Source organism: Actinoplanes solisilvae (assembly GCF_003999975.1).
GTDB classification, from domain to species: Bacteria; Actinomycetota; Actinomycetes; order Mycobacteriales; family Micromonosporaceae; genus Actinoplanes; species Actinoplanes solisilvae.
Map to the genome: position 1 here is coordinate 55,292 of NZ_RJAC01000024.1, position 20,668 is coordinate 75,959.

Below are 20,668 nucleotides of genomic sequence, written 5' to 3' on the forward strand. Positions count from 1 at the left end.
GAAAGCGACCGGCATTCAGCAGTTGAACCTGGCGATCGCCTCAGGGGTCACCGGGGTGAAGAAGTTGACCATGTTGCCGTCGGGGTCGCGGAACAGCATGGCCCGGTTGCCCCACGGCATCGTGGTGGGAACCTTCACGAAATCCGCTACCACGCTCCGCAGGTCGTCGTAGAGCGCGTCGACGTCGTCGACCAGGAATTCGATGATCGCGGTGTGGTTGTCGGCGGCCCGGGCCGAACCGGGTGCGAACAGCGGGACCGTACGGGTGCTGCCGATCGCCAGGGTGCCGTGGGCGGTCCGCAGCTCGGCGAAGTCCTCATTGCCCCACACTGCCCGCACCCCCGTGACCTTCTCGTAGAAGCCGACGAGGCGGTTGATGTCACCGGTGATGACGCGGATCGAGACGAAGTCCATGGTTCTCTCCCTGCTCAGCGGGTCCGGGTGGACCGTCGCGACCGAGGCTAGGAGTAATACTGGACAGAATCGGTCCAGTATTGCCGGTAGAGTTCGTCGCATGGCGCGACCGACGGCCCAGGTGCTCACGCTGCTCGAACTCCTGCAGTCCGGTGGCACCCGTACGATGGCCGAGCTCGCCGACCGGCTCGGCGTCGACCCACGCACCGTGCGGCGCTACGTCGATCATCTGATCGACCTCGACGTCCCGGTCGAGTCGGTGCGCGGCCGCTACGGCGGATACCGGCTGGCCCCCGGCTATCGCCTGCCGCCGCTCATGCTGAGCGACGACGAAGCCCTGGCCGTGCTCCTCGGCCTGGTAGCCGGCCGGCGCACCGGGCTGGCCACGGCAACGGGCACGGCAAGCGAGACGGCCACCGCGAAGATCCGTCGCGTCCTGCCGTCACGGATCGCGGACCGGCTGGATTCCGTACTCGAATCCCTGGCCTTCACCGGCGAGCCCGCCGACCTCCCCCCACCGCGCACAGGTGTCCTGCTCACCGTCGCCGACGCGGTTCGCCACCACCGGCCGATCTCGATCCACTACACGTCGGGCGATGCCCGCACGCTGCATCCGTACGGGCTGGTCAACCACGCGGGCCGCTGGTACGTCACGGGCACCGATCCGGGGGTCGGCGAGGAACGGACCTTCCGGCTCGACCGCATGGCGGACGCGAGGACGCTGCCCGGCTCGTTCGAACCGCCCGCCGATTTCGTGCCGGCGGAACGCCTGCTCACCGCGATGGCCCGGGCCCCCTACCGGCACGAGGTGACGCTGCGGATCCAGGGGACGCTCGAGCAGATCCGCCGGCGGCTACCGGCCAGCGTCGCCGAGATGCGACCCGATGCGGACGACGACTGGCAGCGTGTGGACATCCGGGCGGAGAGCCTGGACTGGCTGCCCGCGGTGCTCGCCGCGCTCGACCTGCCGTTCGTCGTCGAACGCCCGGACGAGCTGCGCGACCGCGTCATCGCGCTCGCCGACCGGCTCGCGGCCTCGGGCCGACAACTGCCGTAGCGGTCATCCGGTGAGCGGGTCGTGCTCAGCCGAGCAGACCCGCGACCGAATCGCTTCCGCCGCCGTCCCCAACAGACTTTGGTCTGTCGGCCGTCGTCTTCAGACCAATGCGATCGTGCTCCGCACGGGCCCAGCGTCACCGATATGACCGGCATCCGAGCGCGTGCCCGCCGCCTACTGCTCAGTACCGGCAGGGCGATCTAGGCGCGGACGTCGTAGGCGGCGCGGGCGGCCTCCACCCGGTCCACGTTCTCGTGCCCCCAGGCGATCATCGGCTGGACCGCGCCGAGCAGGGAGGCGCCCATCTCGGTGAGCCGGTATTCGACGTGGGGAGGCATCACCTCGAGCACCGTCCGCACGAGCATGCCGTCCCGCTCGAGATTGCGCAGGGTGACGGTCAGCATTCGTTGACTCACGCCGTCCAGACCACGTTTGAGCTCGCTGAACCGTCGAGGGCCGGCGCCCAGCATGGAGATCACGAGCAGTGACCACTTGTCCTCGATCAGCGGGCGACAACCGCTGCGCATGGTTACCTCCAGAGAACCGGGGCACCCGAATGTGCCTTATTGCCCGATACGTGTCGCCGGTCCGATCATGGCAGTCCAGACAGAGAAACCGTCACCACGAAGGACAGGCATGTCGACCTACGTTCTCGTCCATGGAGCTTGGCACACCGCGGCGGCGTGGGACCGCGTCGCCCCGCTGCTGACCACGGCCGGCCATCGCGTCCTCGCACCGACCCTGACCGGATACGGTGAGGTGGGCGCCGAGGTCGGGCTCGATACCCACGTCGACGACATCGTCGGCCTGCTCGGCGACGAGGACGCCGTCGTCCTGGTCGGACACAGCTACGCCGGAATGGTCATCACGGGAGCGGCGAACCGCATGCCGGAGAAGATCTCGCACCTCGTCTTCCTCGACGCCATGGTTCCCCGGCAAGGCGAGAGCGCCCTCGACGTCATGCCGGTCACTCAGCACCTGATCGACCAGGCTTCCCGGAGCGACGACCCGAGGCGCATCCCGCCGATGTCCCGCTCGTTCGGGGTCACCGATCCGGCCGACCTCGCCTGGCTCGACACGATCCTCCGCGACCACCCGGTTCGCTGCCTGCAGCAGCCGGTCGCCTTCGACGACCCGGTCGCGCGGGCGATCCCGCGCACCCACATCCACTGCACCGTCGGCGCCCCGCCGCGCCGCCCGGTGCCGCCTTCAGAACCGGTCTGGGAGCTGCCGACCGGCCACGACTGCATGATCACCATGCCGGTCGAACTCTCCGAGCTGCTCCTCAAGGTGCCGTGACAACACTCGTCACCGGGACGTGCAGAGTCGCGCCGCCCTTGTGCGGCATCCACCCCGCTCCGGGCCGGGAACCGGCATGACCTCACTCTCAGGAGTCACAAGCGATGCCGTTGCCGTCGAGGTCGAGGCGGTGGCGGTCGGGGGCGCGGACGGTCAGGCCGGTGAAGCCGTTGGCAAGCAGCCAGGCGCACTTGTCCTTCGCCGAGGCCGGGAAGGTCGTCGGCACGCACTGGGTGCGGGTGCCGTAGGCGCGGTCGCAACCGTCGACGTTCGGAGGGATCGAGAGTTTCGCGGTCGGTGACGGGCGTGCCGGCAGGGGTTTGACGCCGGGTTGGGCGGCGAACGGCTGGACGAACGGCGCGGGTGACCCGCCGGCCTCGGCAGTGGCGGCCACCGAGGCCGGCGGGCGGGCGGTGTCCACCGGCGGCGCGACCGGCGGCGTCGCCGGCGTCGCGGCGGAGGTGCTCGGCGGCGCCGGGGCACCGGAGGTCGCGACCGGTCGCGGTGGCGCGGAGGCGCCCGAGGTGGCCGCCGGCACGGCCCGGCCGGGGCGCAGCAGCACGGCCGCGACGAGCGCCGCCACCAGCGCCCCGACCACGGCGATGGACACACGGCGGGCGGTCATCCGACCTTCACCCACTTCGCCACCGACGGGACGCCGTTGGCGCCGACCACGAACAGCATGTACCAGCCGGGCGGGGCCAGGTTGGGGTTGCTGGTCAGGTTGAGGCTGATCGTGGTGCCGGTGACGGTCATCGGCAGGTCGACGAAGCGCTGGTTCGGGTCGCTGGAGTGGGTCACCGCGGCCGGCCGGATCAGTTCGGCCTTGAGGATCGGGCCGTCGACCGTGATGGTGTTCGCGGTGCCGTAGTCCCAGGTGTTGTCGGGCAGTGTCAGGATCTGCGGGCGGCCGCCCTTGAACAGGTAGGGCGGCGAATACACCGACACCCGCATGTCGAAACTGCCGTCGCCGGGGTTGTTGCCGACCGCCATCACCCGGCCGTCGGGCAGCAGGAAGGCCGACGAGTGGTAGCCGCGCGGCACCGGGTCGGTGGCCAGCCCGGCCGTGAAGGTGTTGGTCGCCGGGTCGAACATCGACGCCTCGTAGACCGGGTCGGCGCGGTTGTGCAGGCCGCCGCCGGTCTCGAATACTTTGCCGTCGGGCAGCAGCACCGCCGACACGTACATCTTGCCCTGGGCCGCCGTCTGGGGAACGCCGCCGGTGAGGGTGCCCGTGGGCAGCAGCGGCCCGGCCGTGTAGGTGGGGTTGGCCTGTTTGAGGTCGATGAGGTCGGTCAGCCGGTTGGCGTCGGGGTTGCTGTCGATGTTGCCGCCGCCGAGGGTCAGCACCCGCTGGTCCTGGGCCGGTGGCAGGAGCACGCTCATCGACTGGTCGCGCTGGTCCTTGTTCTGCAGGCCGCTGACCGGGGTGATGGTGTTCGCGCCGTAGTTGTAGATGGAGGCGCCGGTGCCGGGCAGCCCGTTGCCGAAGACGTGGCTGCCGGTGTAGAAGAGCCGCCCGTCCTGCATAAGGATCATCGACGGGTAGAGGCCCCAGAAGCTCCACGTCTGGTTGGCCTCGCCGAGTCCCAGCCACCGCTGCTGGGCGGCCGAGAAGTATTGCGTGGCCACCATGCCCGACGAGTCCTCGTTGAGCCCGCCCAGCGAGATCACGTCGCCGTTGCCCAGGACGGTCGCCGAGGGATACCACGATCCGGCGCTCATGTCGTTGACGCGGGTGTAGCTGTTGGTGGCCGGGTCGAAGATGAAGGAATCGCGCAGCCCCTTGTAGCCGTGCGAGCCGTCGGCGGCCGGGTAGTCCTTGTTGCCGCCCATCACCAGCACCCGTCCGTCGGCCAGTTGCACGTGCCCGGCGCAGAACAGGTCGGCCGGCGTCGGCACATTCGTGAAGGTGCCGGTGGAGGGCCGGTAGACGGCGGTCTTGAAGGTGCCGGCGGCGAAGTCGTCCAGGTTGTTGCCCGAGCCGGCCACGAGCAGCACGTCGCCGTTGTGCAGCACGACCGCGTGGATGGCCCGGACCGGCGTGTTGAACGGCATGACCTGCCAGGCGCCCTCGGTGCAGGCCGGTCCCGCGCTGCACGACGTGCCGGGCGCGGGCTGGGTGACGTCCTCCATCGTGTAGTCGTCGGTGCGCAGCGTGCCGGCGCCGTAGATCGTGATGCCCCAGACGATCTGGTCGGTGCCCGGCGGCACAGGCGGGGTGCGTACGGTCCGCTGTTGATAGGTCGTCGTGACCGGGAGCGTGGCCAGGTCGGTCCAGTAGACCCAGCCCTGGGCGACGTCGCGCCGGAACACGGTCAGCACCGTGTTGGGTGTGGTCGTGGTGTACCAGGCGCCGAGGTCGTACTGGTGGCCGGGTGTGACATTCGGGGCGCAGGACGGGTTCTCGAGCATCATCGCCTTGCGGTCGCCGGGGCCGGTCGCGCTCAGCGTGATCTGCATGGCCTTGGTGCCGGTGTGCGCCTGGGTGGTGACCCCGAAGGTGTACGGGGTGTCGCCCCACCCGGATTTCTCCCAGCAGACCGGGAAACCGTCCGCGCCGACGGCTTCAAGACCACCGTTGACGATCAGGTTGGCGCCCGCGGCGGCCGGGGGTGAGGGCAACGCCAGCACGATCAGCAGCGCCAGGACCAGCGAGAGGCCGAGGTCGCGGCGGTTGCGGCGGGACAGCCAGGGCCGGGGCGTCACGAGCGCCGTGCCCGATAGATGATCCCGTCCAGGACCAGGAAGCGGACCACGAACGAGATCAGCAGGGTGGCCAGGTTGGCGATCAGCACCCCGACGTGCAGGCCGGAGACGAGCAGCGCGAGCAGTGGCACCCGCAGCAGCAGGTCGGCGTTGCCGAGCAGGAAGAACCGGCTGATCCGCGAGGCGAAGCGGCGATGCTGGCGGCGGTTGCGATAGAGCAGGGCGTCGGTCAGCGCGAAGTTCCAGCCGACTGCCACCAGGTTGGCCAGCACTGCCGCCGGCAGGTAGTGCACGCCGATTCCGTCGTGCAGGAACCACAGCACGGCTTGGTTGGGCAGCAGGCCGGAGACGCCGATGAGGGCGAAGACCAGCATCCGCGCGCGCTTGGCGCCGAACCGCAGGATTCCGAGGTGCTTGAGGAAACGTACGCCCTCGGTCAGGCTCGATTTGGACTCGCCGGCATGCCGGGGCTGGAACGCGTACGGCACCTCGACGATCCGGCCGGGCCGGTTGCGGACGACGAGCTCGAGCAGGATCTTGTAGCCGAGCGGCTGCAGTTCCTCGGTCTCCAGCGAACTCGTACGGATCGCGAAGAGCCCGCTCATCGGGTCGCTGACCTGAAACAGCGCGTTCCGGAAGAGCACCTTCGTGACCACCGTCGAGCCGCCCGAGATCAGCCGACGGTAGCCGCCGTCCAGCCCGTCCCGGCTGCTGCCGCCGCCCGAGTAGCGGCTGCCGACGACCAGGTCCGCCCCGTCGCGCCGCCCCGTCGCGATCAGCGAGGGCACCACCTCGGGCGGGTGTTGCAGGTCGGCGTCCATCACGACGATCCATTCGCCGCGGGCGGCCCGCAGCCCTTCGACGACCGCACCGCCGAGCCCACCGACCGCCTGCTCGCGGTGGATCACCCGTACCGGGAGGGGGCAGGGGGTCGCCCGGATCACCGCCGGAGTGTCGTCAGTGCTGTCGTCGACGAAGACGATCTCGGTGTCGCCGGCCGGGAACGCGGCGGCGAGCCGGTCGAGCAGGGTGACGACGTTGTCGCGTTCGTTGTAGGTGGGCACCACAATGGTCTGCTGAACGGCGAGGCCGACCCGCAGCTCACCCAGCGTGCCTCGCAGCGTGGCCCGGACCGGGCCGGGACCAGCGGTGATGGTCATGATGGCTCCTTGTCGACCTGGCGGATCTCGATGACGCCGTCGGCCGGGCCGAACGACGCGATCACGGTGGAGTTGCGCAGCAGGGCGGTCACGGTCGGGAGGGTGCCCGGGTCCTGGCGTACGGCCGGGCTGGAGACGATGTAATCGACGTCGCGCCAGCCGCCGCGGAGCCGGGCCGCGACCTCGGTGTCGAGGTCGAGCTTGTAGAACCAGAGGACGCGGTCCTCGGGGTAGCCGGCGTTGACGCAGTCGAGCCAGAGGACGTCGTCGACGACGATCGTGGACGGCGGTTGGGCCCGCAGGTACTGGGCGGCTTGGACGTACGCGGCGTTGTCGTTGGCGGTGAGGGCGCGCCGGTCGCCGACGTACCAGCGCGGGGCGACGACGGTGGCGGCGAGGATGACGGCCAAGACGACGGCGGCCGTACGGCAATGGCCCCGCAGGTTCGTGACCGTCCAGGCGATCACGCCGGCGATGGACAGCGCGAAGAACGGCAGGACCTGCACGACGTACATGGCCGGCAGGTAGCCGCCTGGGCGCAGTGCCACCACGATGAGGATCGCGCCGGCCACGGCGACCGGCCTGAGCCGTCGCGAGGTCAGGCCGGCGACCGTGGCGGCCGCGCCCGCGACGAGCAGGACGCTGTCGTAGTAGAGCCACGACTGCAGCAGCTCGTGCGCGCCGGAGCCGTCGGTGAAGATGCTGCCGGAGCCCGAACGCGAACCGAGCTGGAACTGGATGGCGCCGATCAGCGACACGTGCCCAGCGCCGGGGAAGAGTTCGCCGCGCAGCAGCGCGTACAGCGGATAGAAACCACCGACCAGCACCAGACCGCTGGCGAAGGCGCCGATCGCCCACGGGCGGGTACTGCTGCGAGCCGTGTTCTGCCAGAGCGCGACCAGCACGGCGGGCAGGATGACCAGGATCGTTTCCTTGGACAGCACGGCGGCCGCGGCGGCCGCCCCCGCGGCGGCGAAGTGCCACAGGTGTTTACGCGGGGTGAGCGCGAGGGCCAGGGCGGCGAGGGTCCAGACGACGGCGAAGCTGTCCAGGTAGATCTGCCGGCCCATCGTGAGGAACAGCGGCGACAGACCGTACGTGAGCAGGCCCAGCCCGGCCGCCCAGCGCGGCAGGCCGATCCGGCGGCCGACGACGTAGACCAGCAGCAGCCCGGCCGCCTGCAACGGCAGCATGGCGATGCGGCCGGCGGCCACCGCGAGCAGGCTGGGCGCGATCAGGCCGGGCAGCCAGGAACCGGCGGCGAGCTGGATCCAGGCCAGCGGCGGATGGTCGTACCAGTAGGTGTAGTGGGCCAGGCCCTTGCCGTGCTGCACCGCCCAGGCCTGGGCGAGGTAGGTGCCCTCGTCGTCGCTGGCCGTCGGGAAGCCGGTGATGTTCCAGGCCAGCAGAGCGAGAACGACGGTCGTGAGGCCGACGGAGACGTACAGATCGGTGTGGCTCCGGGTTTTGACCTCGGCCGGCGCGGTTCGTTCGAGCTCCAACACCGTCATGCCGCCGCCTCCGCGGGCAGGTGCGCTCCGACGTGGGCGGTGAGCTCCCAGTTGCGCCGGCCGGTGTGTTCGCGCCACACCGCGCGCAGCGCCGCCGTGGACAGGACCAGGGCGTACGGGAAGGTTCCGAGCACCAGCTTGGCGTAATGGTGCCACCGGACGCGCAGGTCGTACTGACGGCCGAAGTCGTGCAGGCCGACGATCTGGAACATCAGCGTGGCGGCCATCGGCAGCACCGGCAGGAAGGTGATCAGCGCGACGAAGACCGGGAGCTGCGCCCAGATCGCGACCGCCACCCCGACCGGGATGACGACGCCGGAGAACGCCTGCAGGAACGGGCTGGTGAGCGTGTAACGGGCGAGCATCCGCGACCGCCACGTCGGCAGCCGCCGCCACTCCCCCTTGCGCAACACCTGCAAAAAGCCCTGATGCCACCGCGTACGCTGCCTGATCAGGGCGGCCACCGAATGCGGCGTCTCCTCACGGGTGACGATCGTCGCGTCGTAGGCCACGACGACCTTCGCGCCCCGGCTGGACAGTCGCACGCCCAGGTCGCAGTCCTCGGCCAGGCAGGTGCCGTCCCAGCCGTTCGCCCGGCGCAGCACGTCGGAGCGCACGAAGACGGTGTTACCGCCGAGCGGGATGAAGCCCTTCTTGGCGTGCAGGTGCAGCCGGCTGCGGAACCAGAAAAAGTACTCCAGGCAGTTCTGCAGGCTGTACCAGCTGGAATGGAAGTTGATCAGCTGCACGCCGCCCTGCACGACGTCGGCGCCGGTGGCCCGGAAGGCGTGGTCGACGTGCTCCAGCAGCAGCGGATGCACCTGATCCTCGGCGTCGAAAACCCCGACCACATCACCGCGTACGTAAGGGAGCGCGGTATTGAGGGCCCGGGGCTTGTTCTTGTGCTCGTTGTGATCGGTGACGACCAGGATGCGTCCGGGCGCGGTGGCCGCTGTTTTATGTGCGACCGCAGCGGTGTCCGGGTCGTCGTGCCCGACGATGATGATGATCTCGAAGCCCTCGTGGGTCGACCGCAACAGCCGCTCGACGGTGTGCTCGAGGACAGCTTTCTCGTGCCGGGCGGGCAGGAGAAGGGAAAAGGTCAGGTGCTGCTCCCCGTCGGGCGGAGCGAAACGGGTGCCGGCCAGGGTCTCCGGCGTCCGCCAGGCGTGCATGGTCCACCACAGCGTCACCGCGGCGAAGGCCGCGAGCACCAGGGAAACGAAAATCATGATGACGGCAGCCAATGTCATGGCGCTTCCCCGTTTTCTCCGGCGGGCTTCTGGAAAGACCCTATCGAGGTTTGCCTCGTATCCATCAAGGGGACTGTCGTGGGTTTTACAGGACGCCGACGACCTTTATCGAGTTCGAAATGGAAGCGCAACACGGATTCGGGCATGTGCGGCCCTATCCTGCCGGAACGGCCTCGCGCGGCTCGTATCACACCAGGTCAAGACGGTGCAGCTAATTGGATAGGTCCAATGTGTTAACGGATTGACGCACTTACGGGACCACTGTGGACCAGCAATTCACGCGAGGGCCGGAAGCCCTGCGGAGGGAACGAGTGGCATTGCGCCCTCGCCGTCCTCGCCGGTAAACGCAGGACGGCGCCGTTGACGGTGATGCGGGCGGTGCCGGCTCGCCGCCTCCAGATGGCTGAGGTTCTCCGGCTTGCGGCCGACGAGGTCGACGTCGGCCGCATGGACGCGGATCCGCACCTGGCAAGGTTCGACTTGCGGTACGGAGACGTCGCGCAGCCCGAAAGCAGCTGCAACTTTTTCACCCAGCAGGTCATTCTGACGGCAACCATAAAGTCCGACATATCAGCATCCCTGATCCAGCCGGACCGATAACGAGTCCTCAAAACCGGCAAATCACACCGATGGGTAGGCGCCGGTGCTCTACTGACAAGGACTCAGCGTGTCGCGGTATGACACCGCGGCGCATCGCTGGATTCACGGGTGAGGCAACATGACGACGCCGAAGTTGGACAGCACCACTGGATCGCTCACCGCCCGGAGGGCCACCTCGCGTCGCCGGGTACTCGTGCCTTCCGGCTGCCGGCAGCAGGTGTTGGCCGAGAACGACCGGTCCCAGGTGCGCCGGCTGTGGCTGCCGGACGGCAGCACAGTTATCTGGAAGGAGTCGATCGGCGAGGGCTCGGTGGCGCGCCGGCGTCACGAGACGGAGGTCCTCGATCGGTTGGACGGCGTACCGGGAGTGGCCCGATTGGCCGAGTACAGTCATCCGGACGCCGTCGTGCTGGCCGACGACGGCGGGATGCCGCTGGCCGCGGCGGCGGTGGAGGAGGAGCCGTTCGAGCCGGCGGCGGTGGCCGCCCTTGCGGTAGCGCTGTCCCGGACCATCGCGGCGATGCACGCTCGCGGTGTCGTGCACAAGGACATCAACCCGGCGAACATCCTGTTGAACGACGCCCGGCAGCCCGTCCTGATCGACTTCGACGTGGCGAACACATTCGCTGAGGACCGACCCGGGTTCGTCAGCCTTCGGGAGATCGTCGGCACCCTGCTTTACCTGCCTCCGGAGCAGACGGGCCGGACCGGGCTGCCGGTCGACCACCGGGCCGACCTGTACACCCTTGGCTCGACGTTGTACGAGCTGCTCGCCGGTCGCCCGCCGTTCCAGCAGGACGACGAACTGAGCCTGATCCACGACATCCTGCTCAAGGTTCCCACTCCCCTGGCCGAGCTGCGGGCGGACGTGCCACCGATGTTGTCGCAGATCGTCGCCCGACTGCTGGAAAAGGAGCCGGGACGCCGCTATCAGAGCGCCGAAGGCCTCGCCCACGACCTGTCCCGCGTGGTGCAGCAGCCGGACGAGCTTTTCCCGCTCGGTGAGTGGGACTTCCCGCTGCGGTTGGCGGCCCCGTCGCGTCTGGTCGGCCGGCACGACGAGACCGCTGTGCTGCACACCGCGCTGGAGAGAGCGATCGCCGGCGCCACCCGCGCGGTGCTGGTCGCGGGTGCCCCCGGGGTCGGTAAGTCCGCGCTGATCAATGAGCTACGACGGCCCGCGGCAGCCGCCGGCGGCTGGTACGTGACCGGCAAGTCGGATCAGTATCAGCACGAGACAGCGCTCGGCTCAGTGCTGCAAGCGGTCCGTGGTGTCGGCCGGCTGCTGCTCGCCGAACCGAAGGAGGTGCTGACCCCGCTGCGTAACCGTCTGGCCGAGGTGCTCGCCACCAACATGGGTCTGATCACCACCGCGCTGCCGGAGTTCGCCATGCTGCTCAGCGACGGCCACCCGGCGTTCGAGGACTACCCAGCCGAAGCGGAGCCGCGGCTGCGGCGGGCTCTGGTGGAGCTGCTGCGGGTGGTGGTCACCCCACAGCGACCGCTGGTACTCGTCGTCGACGACCTGCAGTGGGCCGACCCGACCTCGCTCGGCCTGTTCGACGCCCTTCTCACCGAACCGGGGCTGCCCGGCCTGCTGGTGGTCGGCGCCTACCGGGCGCAGGAGGTGGACGCCGCGCACCCGCTGTCGGCGATGGCGGCCCGCTGGCAGCGGCTGGGTGTGGTGTCAGAGCCGATGAGCCTCGAGAACCTCCCACCCGGCGACTCCGCCATCCTGCTCGAGGACATGCTCCGGCTGCCCGCCGGGCGGGCCGCGGAACTCGCCGGCGCGCTGCACCGGTGGACGCATGGGAACCCGTACGACACCCTGGAACTCATCAACGCGCTGCGCCGGGACTGCGTCCTCGCGCTCGTGCAGCGGGACTGGCAGTGGGACGTGGCGGCGATCCGCGAGCACGTCGGGCAGAGCGACGTGGTGGGCATCCTGCAGGCGCGCATCGCCCGCCTGCCGGAGAGCTCCCGGACGCTGATGCAGGTGATGGCGTGCCTCGGCGGGGAACCAGACGTGCGGCTGCTGGCCCATGCCGTCGGCCGTCCCGTCACCGCCGTGATCGAGCAGCTGACGCCGTCGCTGGAGGACGGGCTGCTGGTCATGGCGAACGGCCGGAGGATCGACGCCGCCGTGGACGGCGTCCAGGTCAGGTTCCGCCACGACCGCGTGCAGCAGGCCGTGTCCGTCGGTCTGGACGACCCGGCCCGTACGCTGTTGCGGCTCACCGTCGCCCGTCGGCTGGCCGGCTCTTCCGACACCGCGGTGCCGGCTGCCGAGCAGTACCTCGGCGCCGCCGACGCGGTCCACGACCCCTCCGAGCTGCGCGCGGTGGTGGGCCTGTTCACCACCGCCGCGGACCACGCCTGGCGTGTCGGCAACCACCTCACGGCGGAACGTTTCCTGACCACCTCGACGAAGATCCTTGCCGGGCTCGACGCCCCCGACGACGATCCACGACTGATCAGCCTGCGGATCCGCCGGCACGCCGCCCTGTACGCCCTCGGGCGGCTTGACGAGGCCGACGACGTGTATGCGGCGATCGAACGCGGCAATCCGAACCCGGTGCACCTGTCCGTTCCGGCGAACACGCAGCTCAACAGCATGGCCCAGCGAATGCGCCACCACGAGGCGTTGAGGTTCGGACTCGAACTGCTGGAACGGCTCGGCCAGCCCGTCCCCGGTGAGCAATTCGCCCAGCAGCTTCCCGCCCAGTGTCGAGAGCTGGCGGCCTGGGCCGACACCCTCGATCTGACGGCCGACCTTGTCCGCCCGGAAACCACCGACGAACGAGTGCTCGCGGTGACCTGCCTGTTCAGCCGGCTGCTACCCACCGCGTTTCAGCTTCACGAGCGGCTGATCGGGGCGTGGATCCTGCTGGAGAGCCGACGGCTGTGGGACCGCCACGGACCTTCGGCCATGCTGGCCGCGACGCTGCCCACGGTCGGCCCGCTACTGGCGGCGATTCTCGGTGACTACCGCACCGGCGGACGGATCGGTCGGCATGTCCTGGCGGTCAGCGAGGCCCGGAACTACGAACCGTTCACCTCGCTGCTGCGGCACCGCTATTCGATGCAGCTGATGCCCTGGATGGAGCCACTGGAAAACAGTGTCGAACAGGCCCGGCAGGCGCACGAGGGTCTGGTGCGCGGCGGCGACCTGCAGATGGCTAGTGCGACCAGTTTCACCGTGCTCGCCGGCCAGCTCGACTGTGCCCGGTCGTTGGAGTCGTACGTCGGTGAGATCGAGAGCGCCGCGGCGTTCGACGCCCGGACCGGTAATCGTTATTCCGGCCGGGTGACGGTGGCCCACCGGCAACTGGCACGGGCGCTGCTGGGCCGTACGGCCGCTCCCGGCCTTTTCGACGACCAGGGCTTCTCCGAACGCGAGCATCTGTCCCAGGTCGACAAGCACCCGTTGGCGGCCGGCAATTATCACACTTTCCGGTCCGTCGCGGCCGCCATCTTCGGCGATGCGGCGGCGCTGGAAAAGCACACTGCGGCGGTGATGCCCTTGCGCGCGGCGGTCATCGGATATGCGCAGGCACTCATCCCATTGGTACGGGCCTTGTCGCTGGCGGAGCAACTGCGCCGCGAGCCCCGGCCCGATCCGGAGCGTCTGCTCGCCGAACTCGACGAGTGCCGGGACTGGCTGGCGGCGCGGGCGGAGGACGCACCGGTCAACTTCCGGCACCTCGTCGGGCTGGTCGACGCGGAGCGGGCCTGGGCCACCGGTGACGAACTGGCGGCCTTGGCCGCGTTCGACCGGGGAAACCGAGAGGCGGAGGCGGTGCAGCGTCCGTGGCACCGTGCCCTGCTGGCCGAGCACATGGCGTTGTTCCACTTGGCGCACGGCTTCGACTGGGCCGGGCGGGGGCTGCTGGCCGAGGCGCGACAGGCGTACCTGGACTGGGGTGCCACCGGCAAGGTGTTGCAGCTCGACGCCGCGTACCCGTTCCTGCGCGTTGCGGGCCGTGCACGGATCGCCAACAGCCGCAACGGGTCGATGCTGCCCCGGACCAGCAGCATCAGTGCGGACGCGATCGACACGATGGGCATCCTGCGCGCGTCGCAGGCGCTGAGCTCCGCAACCAGTCTCGACGGCCTCCAGGTCGCCATCGTGGAGCAGCTCACCACCCTGACCGGGGCCGCCGATGTGGTGCTGGCCGTCCGCGACGACGATGCTGGGGACTGGTACCTGCCGGCGAGTCCGCACACCGGGCCGACGGTGGACGTGGAGACCGCCGGACAGCGTGGCCTACTGCCGCTGACCGCGTTCCACTACGCGGCTCGCACCCGCGAACCACTGCTTGTCGAGGACGCTACCCGAGACGACCGGTTCCACCGTGACCCGTACCTCACCGGCGCTCAACGCTGTTCCCTGCTGGTCGTACCGGTGCTGCACCACGACGAGATACGGGCCATGCTGGTCCTGTCCAACAAGCACACCAGCGGCGTCTTCACCACCGACCGCCTCGATGCCGTCGTTCTCATCGCCGGACAACTCGTCGTCTCCCTCAACAACGCGCTCCTTTACGCCTCACTCGAACACCGCGTCGACGAACGGACCCGCGAACTCGCCGCCGCGAACCGTCAGCTGGAGATCCTCAGCGCCACCGACGCCCTGACCGGCCTGGCCAATCGACGGCAGTTCGAACGCGCCATCGACGCCGAATGGCGGCGGGCCACGCGTACCGGTCAGCCCTTCTCGGTCGTCATGATCGACGTCGACTTCTTCAAGAAGTACAACGACCACTACGGCCACCAGGCGGGCGACCACTGCCTACGCCAGATCGGCGACGTACTCGCAGCGAGCGTGCGCGGCGCCACCGACCTCGCCTGCCGTTACGGCGGGGAGGAGTTCGTCCTCGTCCTCGGCGAGACCGGCCCCGACGGAGCCGCTACGACGGCCGAACGGACCCGCAGCGCGGTGGAGGCGTTGCGGCTACCGCACGTGGCCGGCGTCGACGGCCACGTCAGCATCAGCATCGGGGTCGCCACCTCGCCCGGCGGCCCGTTGGCCGAGATCGCCGAGGAACTGCTCGCCCGCGCCGACACGGCCCTTTACCGGGCCAAGGAAGAGGGCCGCAACCAGGTACGCTGCGCACCGTCAGCCGAGGCGCTCACCACAAACCCTGAACGGTAGTGCCCCGGCGAAGACGTCGAATCTGGTTGTGCCTCGACCGTGGCGAGCTGGGGTCGGCGGCGGACTGGGCTCGGGCCGGGAGGCCCCACGACTCTTGGTGGTCGAAGCCATCACCCCTCTCCTGGGTGATGTAGCCGGGGCTGGTCACCGCAGCGCCGCGATGACGACCTTGGTCGCCTCGGCGATCAGGCTGTCGGCCGAGGGAGCATCCGGCATACCCCGGTCCGACTGGACGGCGATGACGAGCGGGCTGCCGGTGGGCGGCCAGACGACCGCGATGTCGTTGCGAGTGCCGTACCCGCCGGCGCCCGTCTTGTCGCCGACCTTCCACCCGGCCGGAACGCCGGTCCGGATGTAGGGGCCGCCGGTCGTGTTGCCGATCAGCAGGTCGGCCAGTTTCTGCCGCCTCGGACCGGGCAGGACGTCACCGAGGACGACCTTGCGCAGGTCGGCGCCGAGCGCTCGCGGGGTGCTCGTGTCCCGCTTGTCCCCCGGGGTCGCCCCGTTCAGGGTCGGCTCGGTGCGGCTGACGACGGTGGTGTTGTCGTTGATCTTCCGCAGTTCCCGCTGCAGCCCCTTCGGGCCGCCGATCTCGGCGAGCAGCAGATTAGCGGCCGTGTTGTCGCTGTACTGCACCGCGGCGGCGATGAGGGCCTCGACCGGCATCCCGGTGGCCACGTGCTTCGACGTGATCGGCGCGTGCTCGAGCAGGTCCGCCTCGGTGTAGTGGACCACGCGTCGCAGCTCGGCGTCGGACAGCCGGCGAAGCAGGACCGCGGCCAGCAATGCCTTGAAGGTCGAGGCGTACGCGAACCGCTCGTTGCCCCGGTGCGAGACCGTACGACCCGTCCCCGTGTCGACCGCGTAGACGCCGAGGCGTGCGCCGAACCGGCGTTCGAGCTCACCGAACTCGCGGCTCACGACGTCCGCCGACGGGGCAACGGCCGACGGGGCGACCGCCGACGGGGCGACCGCCGACGGGGCGACCGCCGACGGGGCGACCGCCGACGGGGCGACCGCTGTGTGGGAGATGGTGGACTGCGGGTCAGCCGGTTTCGGGCCGCAGCCGGTGAGCTGTCCGCCGACGAGGACCAGCGGGAGTACCGCGACGACCGGCCGCCGAGCAGCGCGAATCATGTGTTGTCTGCCTTTCGTCCAGCGATTCAAACCGTGTTGCGGCCGCCCGGTCAAGCCGGCCTCAGGGAATCGGCCCGGTGTAGCTCATCCAGAAGTCGATGGCCGCCGCCCGCGGGCGGGGCGCAAGCACGGTATCGTTCCCGAACTCCATGACCTGTTCGGGTGCCCGCTCCACGGTGGGCCACTGCGGCAGCCCGGTCGCGTTCGGGTCGCCTTTCCGGACGAAGTTGATCCAGTACGCGCTCATGTGGTCGCGCAGTCTGTAGTCGGCCTGCTCGTAGTCGGGGCTGCCGTCCTTGCCCAGGTTGTCGTAGGCGTACATGACCTCCGCGCCGTGGTAGGCGCCGAACTTCTCGAGTCCGTCCTCGGGCGGCACGCGTGTGAAGTAGTAGAGGTAGGCCGCTGCTTCACCGGACCGGGTCTGCAGGTGGGCCCACCGGTACATGGCTCGCGTCATGACCCGGTCGGTCTCGGCGCGCAGCGTCGACTCGAGCACCCGCTCCGGCGACCCGCCCGGGTACAGGTTCAGGAACGTCGCGGCTTGCGGGCCGTACTTCTCGCGTACCGACTTCTCGTAGGCGGCGGGATCGTCGTCGGGCGGGTCGGCCAGGGCGAGGGAGGACTCGTCGGCATTGCTGCCGACCAGGATCGGGACATCGAGCTGATCCCCGGAGGCGTAGATCTGCGTGGGCGGCCGGCTCAGCACATGACCGTCGATGGAGGGTTGCCAGTGCGGGTCGAGCGACTTCGCCGCCTCCCGGATCCGCTCGACCGGCATGGCCCGCATGTCCTCGATCGACGCGCCGCCCAGTTCCCGGCTCAGCCGCTGCCCGGCGTCCTCCGCCACGGCCCGGGTGTCGTTCTGGTGGTCGTTCCCGGCGTCCCCGGTAGTGCCCATGCACGCGCCGCTGCCCGCGATGATGCCGTCCACCAGGCCCCGCGCCAGCGGAGTGGCTCCCAGGATGCAGACGGCCTGCCCACCGGCGGACTCCCCGGCGACCGTCACCCGGTCGGGGTCGCCACCGAACGCCGCGATGTTGTCGCGGACCCACCGCAGCGCCGCGATCTGATCCATGATCCCGTAATTGCCCGACGCGCCCTCGGCCGACTCGGCGACAAGCTGCGGATGGGAGAGGAAGCCGAGCACGCCAAGACGGTAGTTGAACGTGACGGTGATGATCTCCCCCCGGGACGCGAGGGCCTCACCGTCATAGATCGGCAGGGCGCCCGAGCCGGTCGCAAAACCTCCACCGGCGATGTAGACGAGCACGGGGCGATTCGTCGCGCCCACTGTCCGCCAGATGTTGAGCGACAGGCTGTCCTCATTCACCGGGTACGGGTTGAGGAAGGTGCCCTCCAGCGGAACCTCGACGACCCGGGACAGCGCCCGGCTGAAAAAGGTGGAGGTCCCCTGGACGGCGACGTCGGAGAACTCGTCGGCCGCCAGCACCTGGCTGCGCGGCGCCGCCGGCCGTGGAGGGCGCCATCGCAGGTCGCCCACCGGTGGCTCGGCGTACGGGATTCCGGCGAAGACCTCGACCGTACGGTCGTCGTTGTAGACGCCGGTGACCGGCCCTTCCCGGGTCGGCACCGCCGCGGTCGGGCGACGGTCCTCGCCACCGGCCACCCGGTTCTGCGGCGGCGGATGGGCGACGACGGCGATGGCGCCGGCCAGGATCGTGGCGAGCAGCCAAGTGGCCACGCGGAACACGACCCGTCCCCGCATCCACCAGCGCGTGGTGAGGGCGAGCGTGACGAGCAGCGCCGTGACGAGCGCCCATCCCCACCACGGGCTCCGGTTGAGCCACGTCAGGGCGTACGCGATCACCGCCGTCGGCACGAGGGCGAGCCAATGCCGTCGTCGCCGTCGATCATCACTCGTGTGGCGCATGCGGACAGCCGACACCGTGTTCTTGCGACACGGTCAAGGTCCGGTGGCTGTGTCCTCGCCCTTGTTCATGGGAAAGCTTTAATCCTCGGCGCCAACCTCTACGTCGACGGCGGCGAGAACGCCCTCAGAGCGACCGTTGACGGCCTGCACCGTGAGGCCGAACGCGATCGTCATGATGTAACGGCTGACCGCATCGTACCCCTCGGTACAGAAGTTGCCGAGCCTTTCCATACCGATCGGTTTCCATCAGGCCCGGCGGCGGCCGACGGCTTCGGGAGCAGCAACCCGGGCGCAGATGGGGGGTCGCGACCCCGCGGTGGCCCCGTGCCTGCTGGCGGCGCTGACGAGAATCTTCACGGTCGTCGCTCCCTTCTCGTGGTATCGCAACGGTTCGAGTCCAGGCTGGTGGTCATTCGTCAGCTGATCCGGCCGGATTTCCTCGAGGTCGAACGTCAGACCATCGCGGCACTCATTCGGCGGTCGAACATACCGACGTGACAGATGTGCTGAATCAGGTGTTCCTTGCCGCGAATCTGGTGATCATGGTCGCGTATGCCGCGATCACTGTGGCGATCGTGGTGCCGGTCCTTCAGACCGGGCAGTTGCGCACCAATAAGCTGGCCACGGCGACAGCCATGATCTTCTTCAGTTGTTCGCTGGGCCACGGGCTGCACGCGGTCATGGCGCTGCAATCGGCGACCGGTTCGCCGGGCACCGCCCACGCCGGTATGGCAGGGTCAGACACCTTCGCGATGTCAGCCGCGTGGGACATCGCGACGGCCGCGATCGGCGTCTACTACTGGACGTTGCGCCGCGCCTACGGGGTCCTGTTGAGCGCGGGCGCGATCTATGTCGATCCTGCGGGTAAACAGGTGCTCGACGCGGCCGGCGCACGGGAACGGGCCGCCCGCGATGCCGCCGAGGCCCACCGGGCGACCCTGGCCACCGTGGTCGAGCACAGCAACGACGCCGTGATCGGCGCCAGCCCGGAAGGCGTGATCACCGCGTGGAACCACGGCGCCGAACTCCTGTTCGGCTACCAGGCGGACGAGGTCATCGGCCGGACGGCCGAAATCCTGGCGGACGGCCCTGGCAGTGAACAGCAGAGTAAGGTCCTGGCCCGCCTCCGCGACGGTGAACGCACCATCAGCTACGAAGGGCAACGGCTGCGCAAGGACGGCACCCCGGTCGACGTGGCATTCAGCATCAATGCGATCACCGACCACGCCGGCCGGACCATCGGCGTGTCCCTGATCGCCCGCGACGTCACCGCCGCCCGGGAATTGGCCGAACGCCAGCAGGCGATCGCCGACCGTACGAACCAGGCGCAGCGCATGGAAAGCCTCGGCAAGCTCGCCGGCGGCGTCGCCCACGACTTCAACAACATCCTGGCGATCATCGCCAACTACACCGACTTCGCCATCGAGGGATGCGACGACAAACCCGAGGTCCAGGCCGACCTGCGTCAGGTACGCGGCGCCACCGACCGGGCCACCAACCTGACCCGGCAGCTACTGACCTTCACCCGGGGCGACGCCATCCAGCCTCAGAACGTCGATCTCAACATCGCGCTGGGCGAGGTACACACCATCCTCGAACGCACCATCGGCGAGCACATCACCCTGCTCGCCCAGCCCTTCCCGGACACCGTGACCGTGCACGTCGACCCCGGACAGCTGCAACAGATCCTGCTCAACCTGGCGATCAACGCCCGCGACGCCATGCCCGAGGGCGGCACCATCGTCCTGGAAGCCGGCACCACCGATCTCACCGGCGACGAAGTCGACATCCAACCGCCACTACCGGCCGACGCGTACGCCCGGCTGCTGGTCAGCGACACCGGACATGGCATCCCCCACGAGGTGCTCGAGCACATCTTCGAGCCGTTCTACACCACCAAACCCCGCGGCAAGGGCACCGGACTCGGCCTGGCCACCGTCTACGGCATCGTCACCGAAGCCGGCGGCGGCATCAACGTCTACTCCGAGCCCGGCATCGGCACGACATTTCGCATCTACCTCCCGCTGATCGTCACCACCGGCCGCGAAAACACCCCTACCACGACCACACGCCCCGCCGAGCCGCCCGGCGGCCAGGACCGCACCGTTCTGGTCGTCGAGGACGAACAGCCCCTGCGCCGGGTCATCACCCGCATCCTCACCACCGGCGGATACCACGTCATCAGCGCGGCCAACGGCCTCGAAGCGCTCGATCAATTCCACCGCCACGGATGCGACATCCTGCTCACCGATGTCATCATGCCCGAGATGTCCGGCACCCAGCTCGCCCGCCGACTGTTGGAACACCGCCCAGACCTGCCGGTCGTCTTCATGTCCGGATACAGCAACGGCCTCCTGGGCACCACCCACATCCTCGACGACGACGTCAGCTTCGTCGAGAAGCCGTTCACCGCCAACGTGCTCCTCACCAAGGTCGCCGAAGCATGGTTCTCGCACGCCGCGCCCACCAGCCGATAGTGATG

At 69.3% G+C, this 20,668-nt stretch carries 15 protein-coding genes; 4 read left to right on the plus strand and 11 right to left on the minus strand.

Annotated features, from left to right (window positions below; genetic code table 11):
- Nucleotides 1-15: 15 nt before the first annotated feature.
- Nucleotides 16-414, minus strand: a complete 399-nt coding sequence (locus EER30_RS38065) for a VOC family protein (protein ID WP_127506193.1) — start codon at nucleotides 412-414, stop codon at nucleotides 16-18.
- 100 nt (nucleotides 415-514) lie between these two features.
- Between EER30_RS38065 and EER30_RS38070 the strand changes: the two genes are divergently transcribed.
- On the plus strand, nucleotides 515-1,471 hold the full coding sequence (locus tag EER30_RS38070; RefSeq protein ID WP_127506195.1) for a helix-turn-helix transcriptional regulator: 957 nt from the start codon (nucleotides 515-517) through the stop codon (nucleotides 1,469-1,471).
- 200 nt (nucleotides 1,472-1,671) lie between these two features.
- On the opposite strand, the gene EER30_RS38075 is transcribed toward EER30_RS38070, so the two are convergent.
- A complete protein-coding gene (locus EER30_RS38075) occupies nucleotides 1,672-1,998 on the minus strand; it encodes a winged helix-turn-helix transcriptional regulator (protein ID WP_127506197.1) in 327 nt (108 codons plus the stop codon).
- 109 nt (nucleotides 1,999-2,107) lie between these two features.
- On the opposite strand from EER30_RS38075, the gene EER30_RS38080 reads away from it, so the two are divergent.
- On the plus strand, nucleotides 2,108-2,770 hold the full coding sequence (locus tag EER30_RS38080) for an alpha/beta hydrolase (RefSeq protein ID WP_127506199.1): 663 nt from the start codon (nucleotides 2,108-2,110) through the stop codon (nucleotides 2,768-2,770).
- An 88-nt stretch (nucleotides 2,771-2,858) separates the two neighbouring features.
- Here EER30_RS38080 and EER30_RS38085 read toward each other — a convergent pair whose 3' ends face one another.
- The 6 genes from EER30_RS38085 to EER30_RS38110 form a co-directional block, all read right to left on the minus strand.
- Entirely contained in the window at nucleotides 2,859-3,395 is a 537-nt protein-coding gene (locus EER30_RS38085) for a hypothetical protein (protein WP_127506201.1), read from the minus strand.
- Complete coding sequence (locus EER30_RS38090; RefSeq protein WP_205650594.1) at nucleotides 3,392-5,479, minus strand: galactose oxidase early set domain-containing protein; 2,088 nt, start codon at nucleotides 5,477-5,479, stop codon at nucleotides 3,392-3,394. The genes EER30_RS38085 and EER30_RS38090 overlap by 4 nt, the downstream gene beginning before the upstream one ends.
- Nucleotides 5,476-6,639, minus strand: a complete 1,164-nt coding sequence (locus EER30_RS38095; RefSeq protein WP_127506203.1) for a glycosyltransferase — start codon at nucleotides 6,637-6,639, stop codon at nucleotides 5,476-5,478. Before EER30_RS38095 ends, EER30_RS38090 begins: the two co-directional genes overlap by 4 nt.
- Nucleotides 6,636-8,150, minus strand: a complete 1,515-nt coding sequence (locus EER30_RS38100; RefSeq protein WP_127506205.1) for an ArnT family glycosyltransferase — start codon at nucleotides 8,148-8,150, stop codon at nucleotides 6,636-6,638. Before EER30_RS38100 ends, EER30_RS38095 begins: the two co-directional genes overlap by 4 nt.
- Nucleotides 8,147-9,403, minus strand: coding sequence for a glycosyltransferase (locus EER30_RS38105; protein ID WP_240670559.1), 1,257 nt, complete (start codon nucleotides 9,401-9,403; stop codon nucleotides 8,147-8,149). Before EER30_RS38105 ends, EER30_RS38100 begins: the two co-directional genes overlap by 4 nt.
- Nucleotides 9,404-9,679: 276 nt before the next feature.
- Entirely contained in the window at nucleotides 9,680-9,868 is a 189-nt protein-coding gene (locus EER30_RS38110) for a hypothetical protein (RefSeq protein WP_127506207.1), read from the minus strand.
- Nucleotides 9,869-10,121: 253 nt separating this feature from the next.
- Here EER30_RS38110 and EER30_RS38115 point away from each other — a divergent pair, with 253 nt between their 5' ends.
- On the plus strand, nucleotides 10,122-15,158 hold the full coding sequence (locus EER30_RS38115; RefSeq protein ID WP_127506208.1) for a diguanylate cyclase: 5,037 nt from the start codon (nucleotides 10,122-10,124) through the stop codon (nucleotides 15,156-15,158).
- Between the two features lie 144 nt (nucleotides 15,159-15,302).
- Here the strand turns inward: EER30_RS38115 and bla are convergent, their stop codons facing one another.
- The 3 genes from bla to EER30_RS47565 form a co-directional block, all read right to left on the minus strand.
- A complete protein-coding gene (gene bla / locus EER30_RS38120; RefSeq protein WP_127506210.1) occupies nucleotides 15,303-16,295 on the minus strand; it encodes a class A beta-lactamase in 993 nt (330 codons plus the stop codon).
- Nucleotides 16,296-16,356: 61 nt separating this feature from the next.
- Nucleotides 16,357-18,186: a carboxylesterase family protein gene (locus tag EER30_RS38125; RefSeq protein ID WP_127506212.1), complete on the minus strand. Its 1,830-nt coding sequence runs from the start codon at nucleotides 18,184-18,186 to the stop codon at nucleotides 16,357-16,359.
- Between the two features lie 78 nt (nucleotides 18,187-18,264).
- Entirely contained in the window at nucleotides 18,265-18,417 is a 153-nt protein-coding gene (locus tag EER30_RS47565; protein WP_164842631.1) for a hypothetical protein, read from the minus strand.
- Nucleotides 18,418-18,680: 263 nt separating this feature from the next.
- Between EER30_RS47565 and EER30_RS38130 the strand changes: the two genes are divergently transcribed.
- A complete protein-coding gene (locus EER30_RS38130) occupies nucleotides 18,681-20,663 on the plus strand; it encodes a hybrid sensor histidine kinase/response regulator (RefSeq protein WP_240670560.1) in 1,983 nt (660 codons plus the stop codon).
- Nucleotides 20,664-20,668 lie beyond the last annotated feature (5 nt).

Coding starts and splice junctions, on each gene's coding strand:
- EER30_RS38115 (WP_127506208.1), top strand. CDS start 10,122: ATGACGACGCCGAAGTTGGACAGCACCACTGGATCGCTCACCGCCCGG.
- EER30_RS38100 (WP_127506205.1), bottom strand. CDS start 8,150: ATGACGGTGTTGGAGCTCGAACGAACCGCGCCGGCCGAGGTCAAAACC.
- EER30_RS38080 (WP_127506199.1), top strand. CDS start 2,108: ATGTCGACCTACGTTCTCGTCCATGGAGCTTGGCACACCGCGGCGGCG.
- EER30_RS38070 (WP_127506195.1), top strand. CDS start 515: ATGGCGCGACCGACGGCCCAGGTGCTCACGCTGCTCGAACTCCTGCAG.
- EER30_RS38095 (WP_127506203.1), bottom strand. CDS start 6,639: ATGACCATCACCGCTGGTCCCGGCCCGGTCCGGGCCACGCTGCGAGGC.
- EER30_RS38085 (WP_127506201.1), bottom strand. CDS start 3,395: ATGACCGCCCGCCGTGTGTCCATCGCCGTGGTCGGGGCGCTGGTGGCG.
- EER30_RS38075 (WP_127506197.1), bottom strand. CDS start 1,998: ATGCGCAGCGGTTGTCGCCCGCTGATCGAGGACAAGTGGTCACTGCTC.
- EER30_RS38065 (WP_127506193.1), bottom strand. CDS start 414: ATGGACTTCGTCTCGATCCGCGTCATCACCGGTGACATCAACCGCCTC.
- bla (WP_127506210.1), bottom strand. CDS start 16,295: ATGATTCGCGCTGCTCGGCGGCCGGTCGTCGCGGTACTCCCGCTGGTC.
- EER30_RS38125 (WP_127506212.1), bottom strand. CDS start 18,186: ATGCGCCACACGAGTGATGATCGACGGCGACGACGGCATTGGCTCGCC.
- EER30_RS38105 (WP_240670559.1), bottom strand. CDS start 9,403: ATGACATTGGCTGCCGTCATCATGATTTTCGTTTCCCTGGTGCTCGCG.
- EER30_RS47565 (WP_164842631.1), bottom strand. CDS start 18,417: ATGGAAAGGCTCGGCAACTTCTGTACCGAGGGGTACGATGCGGTCAGC.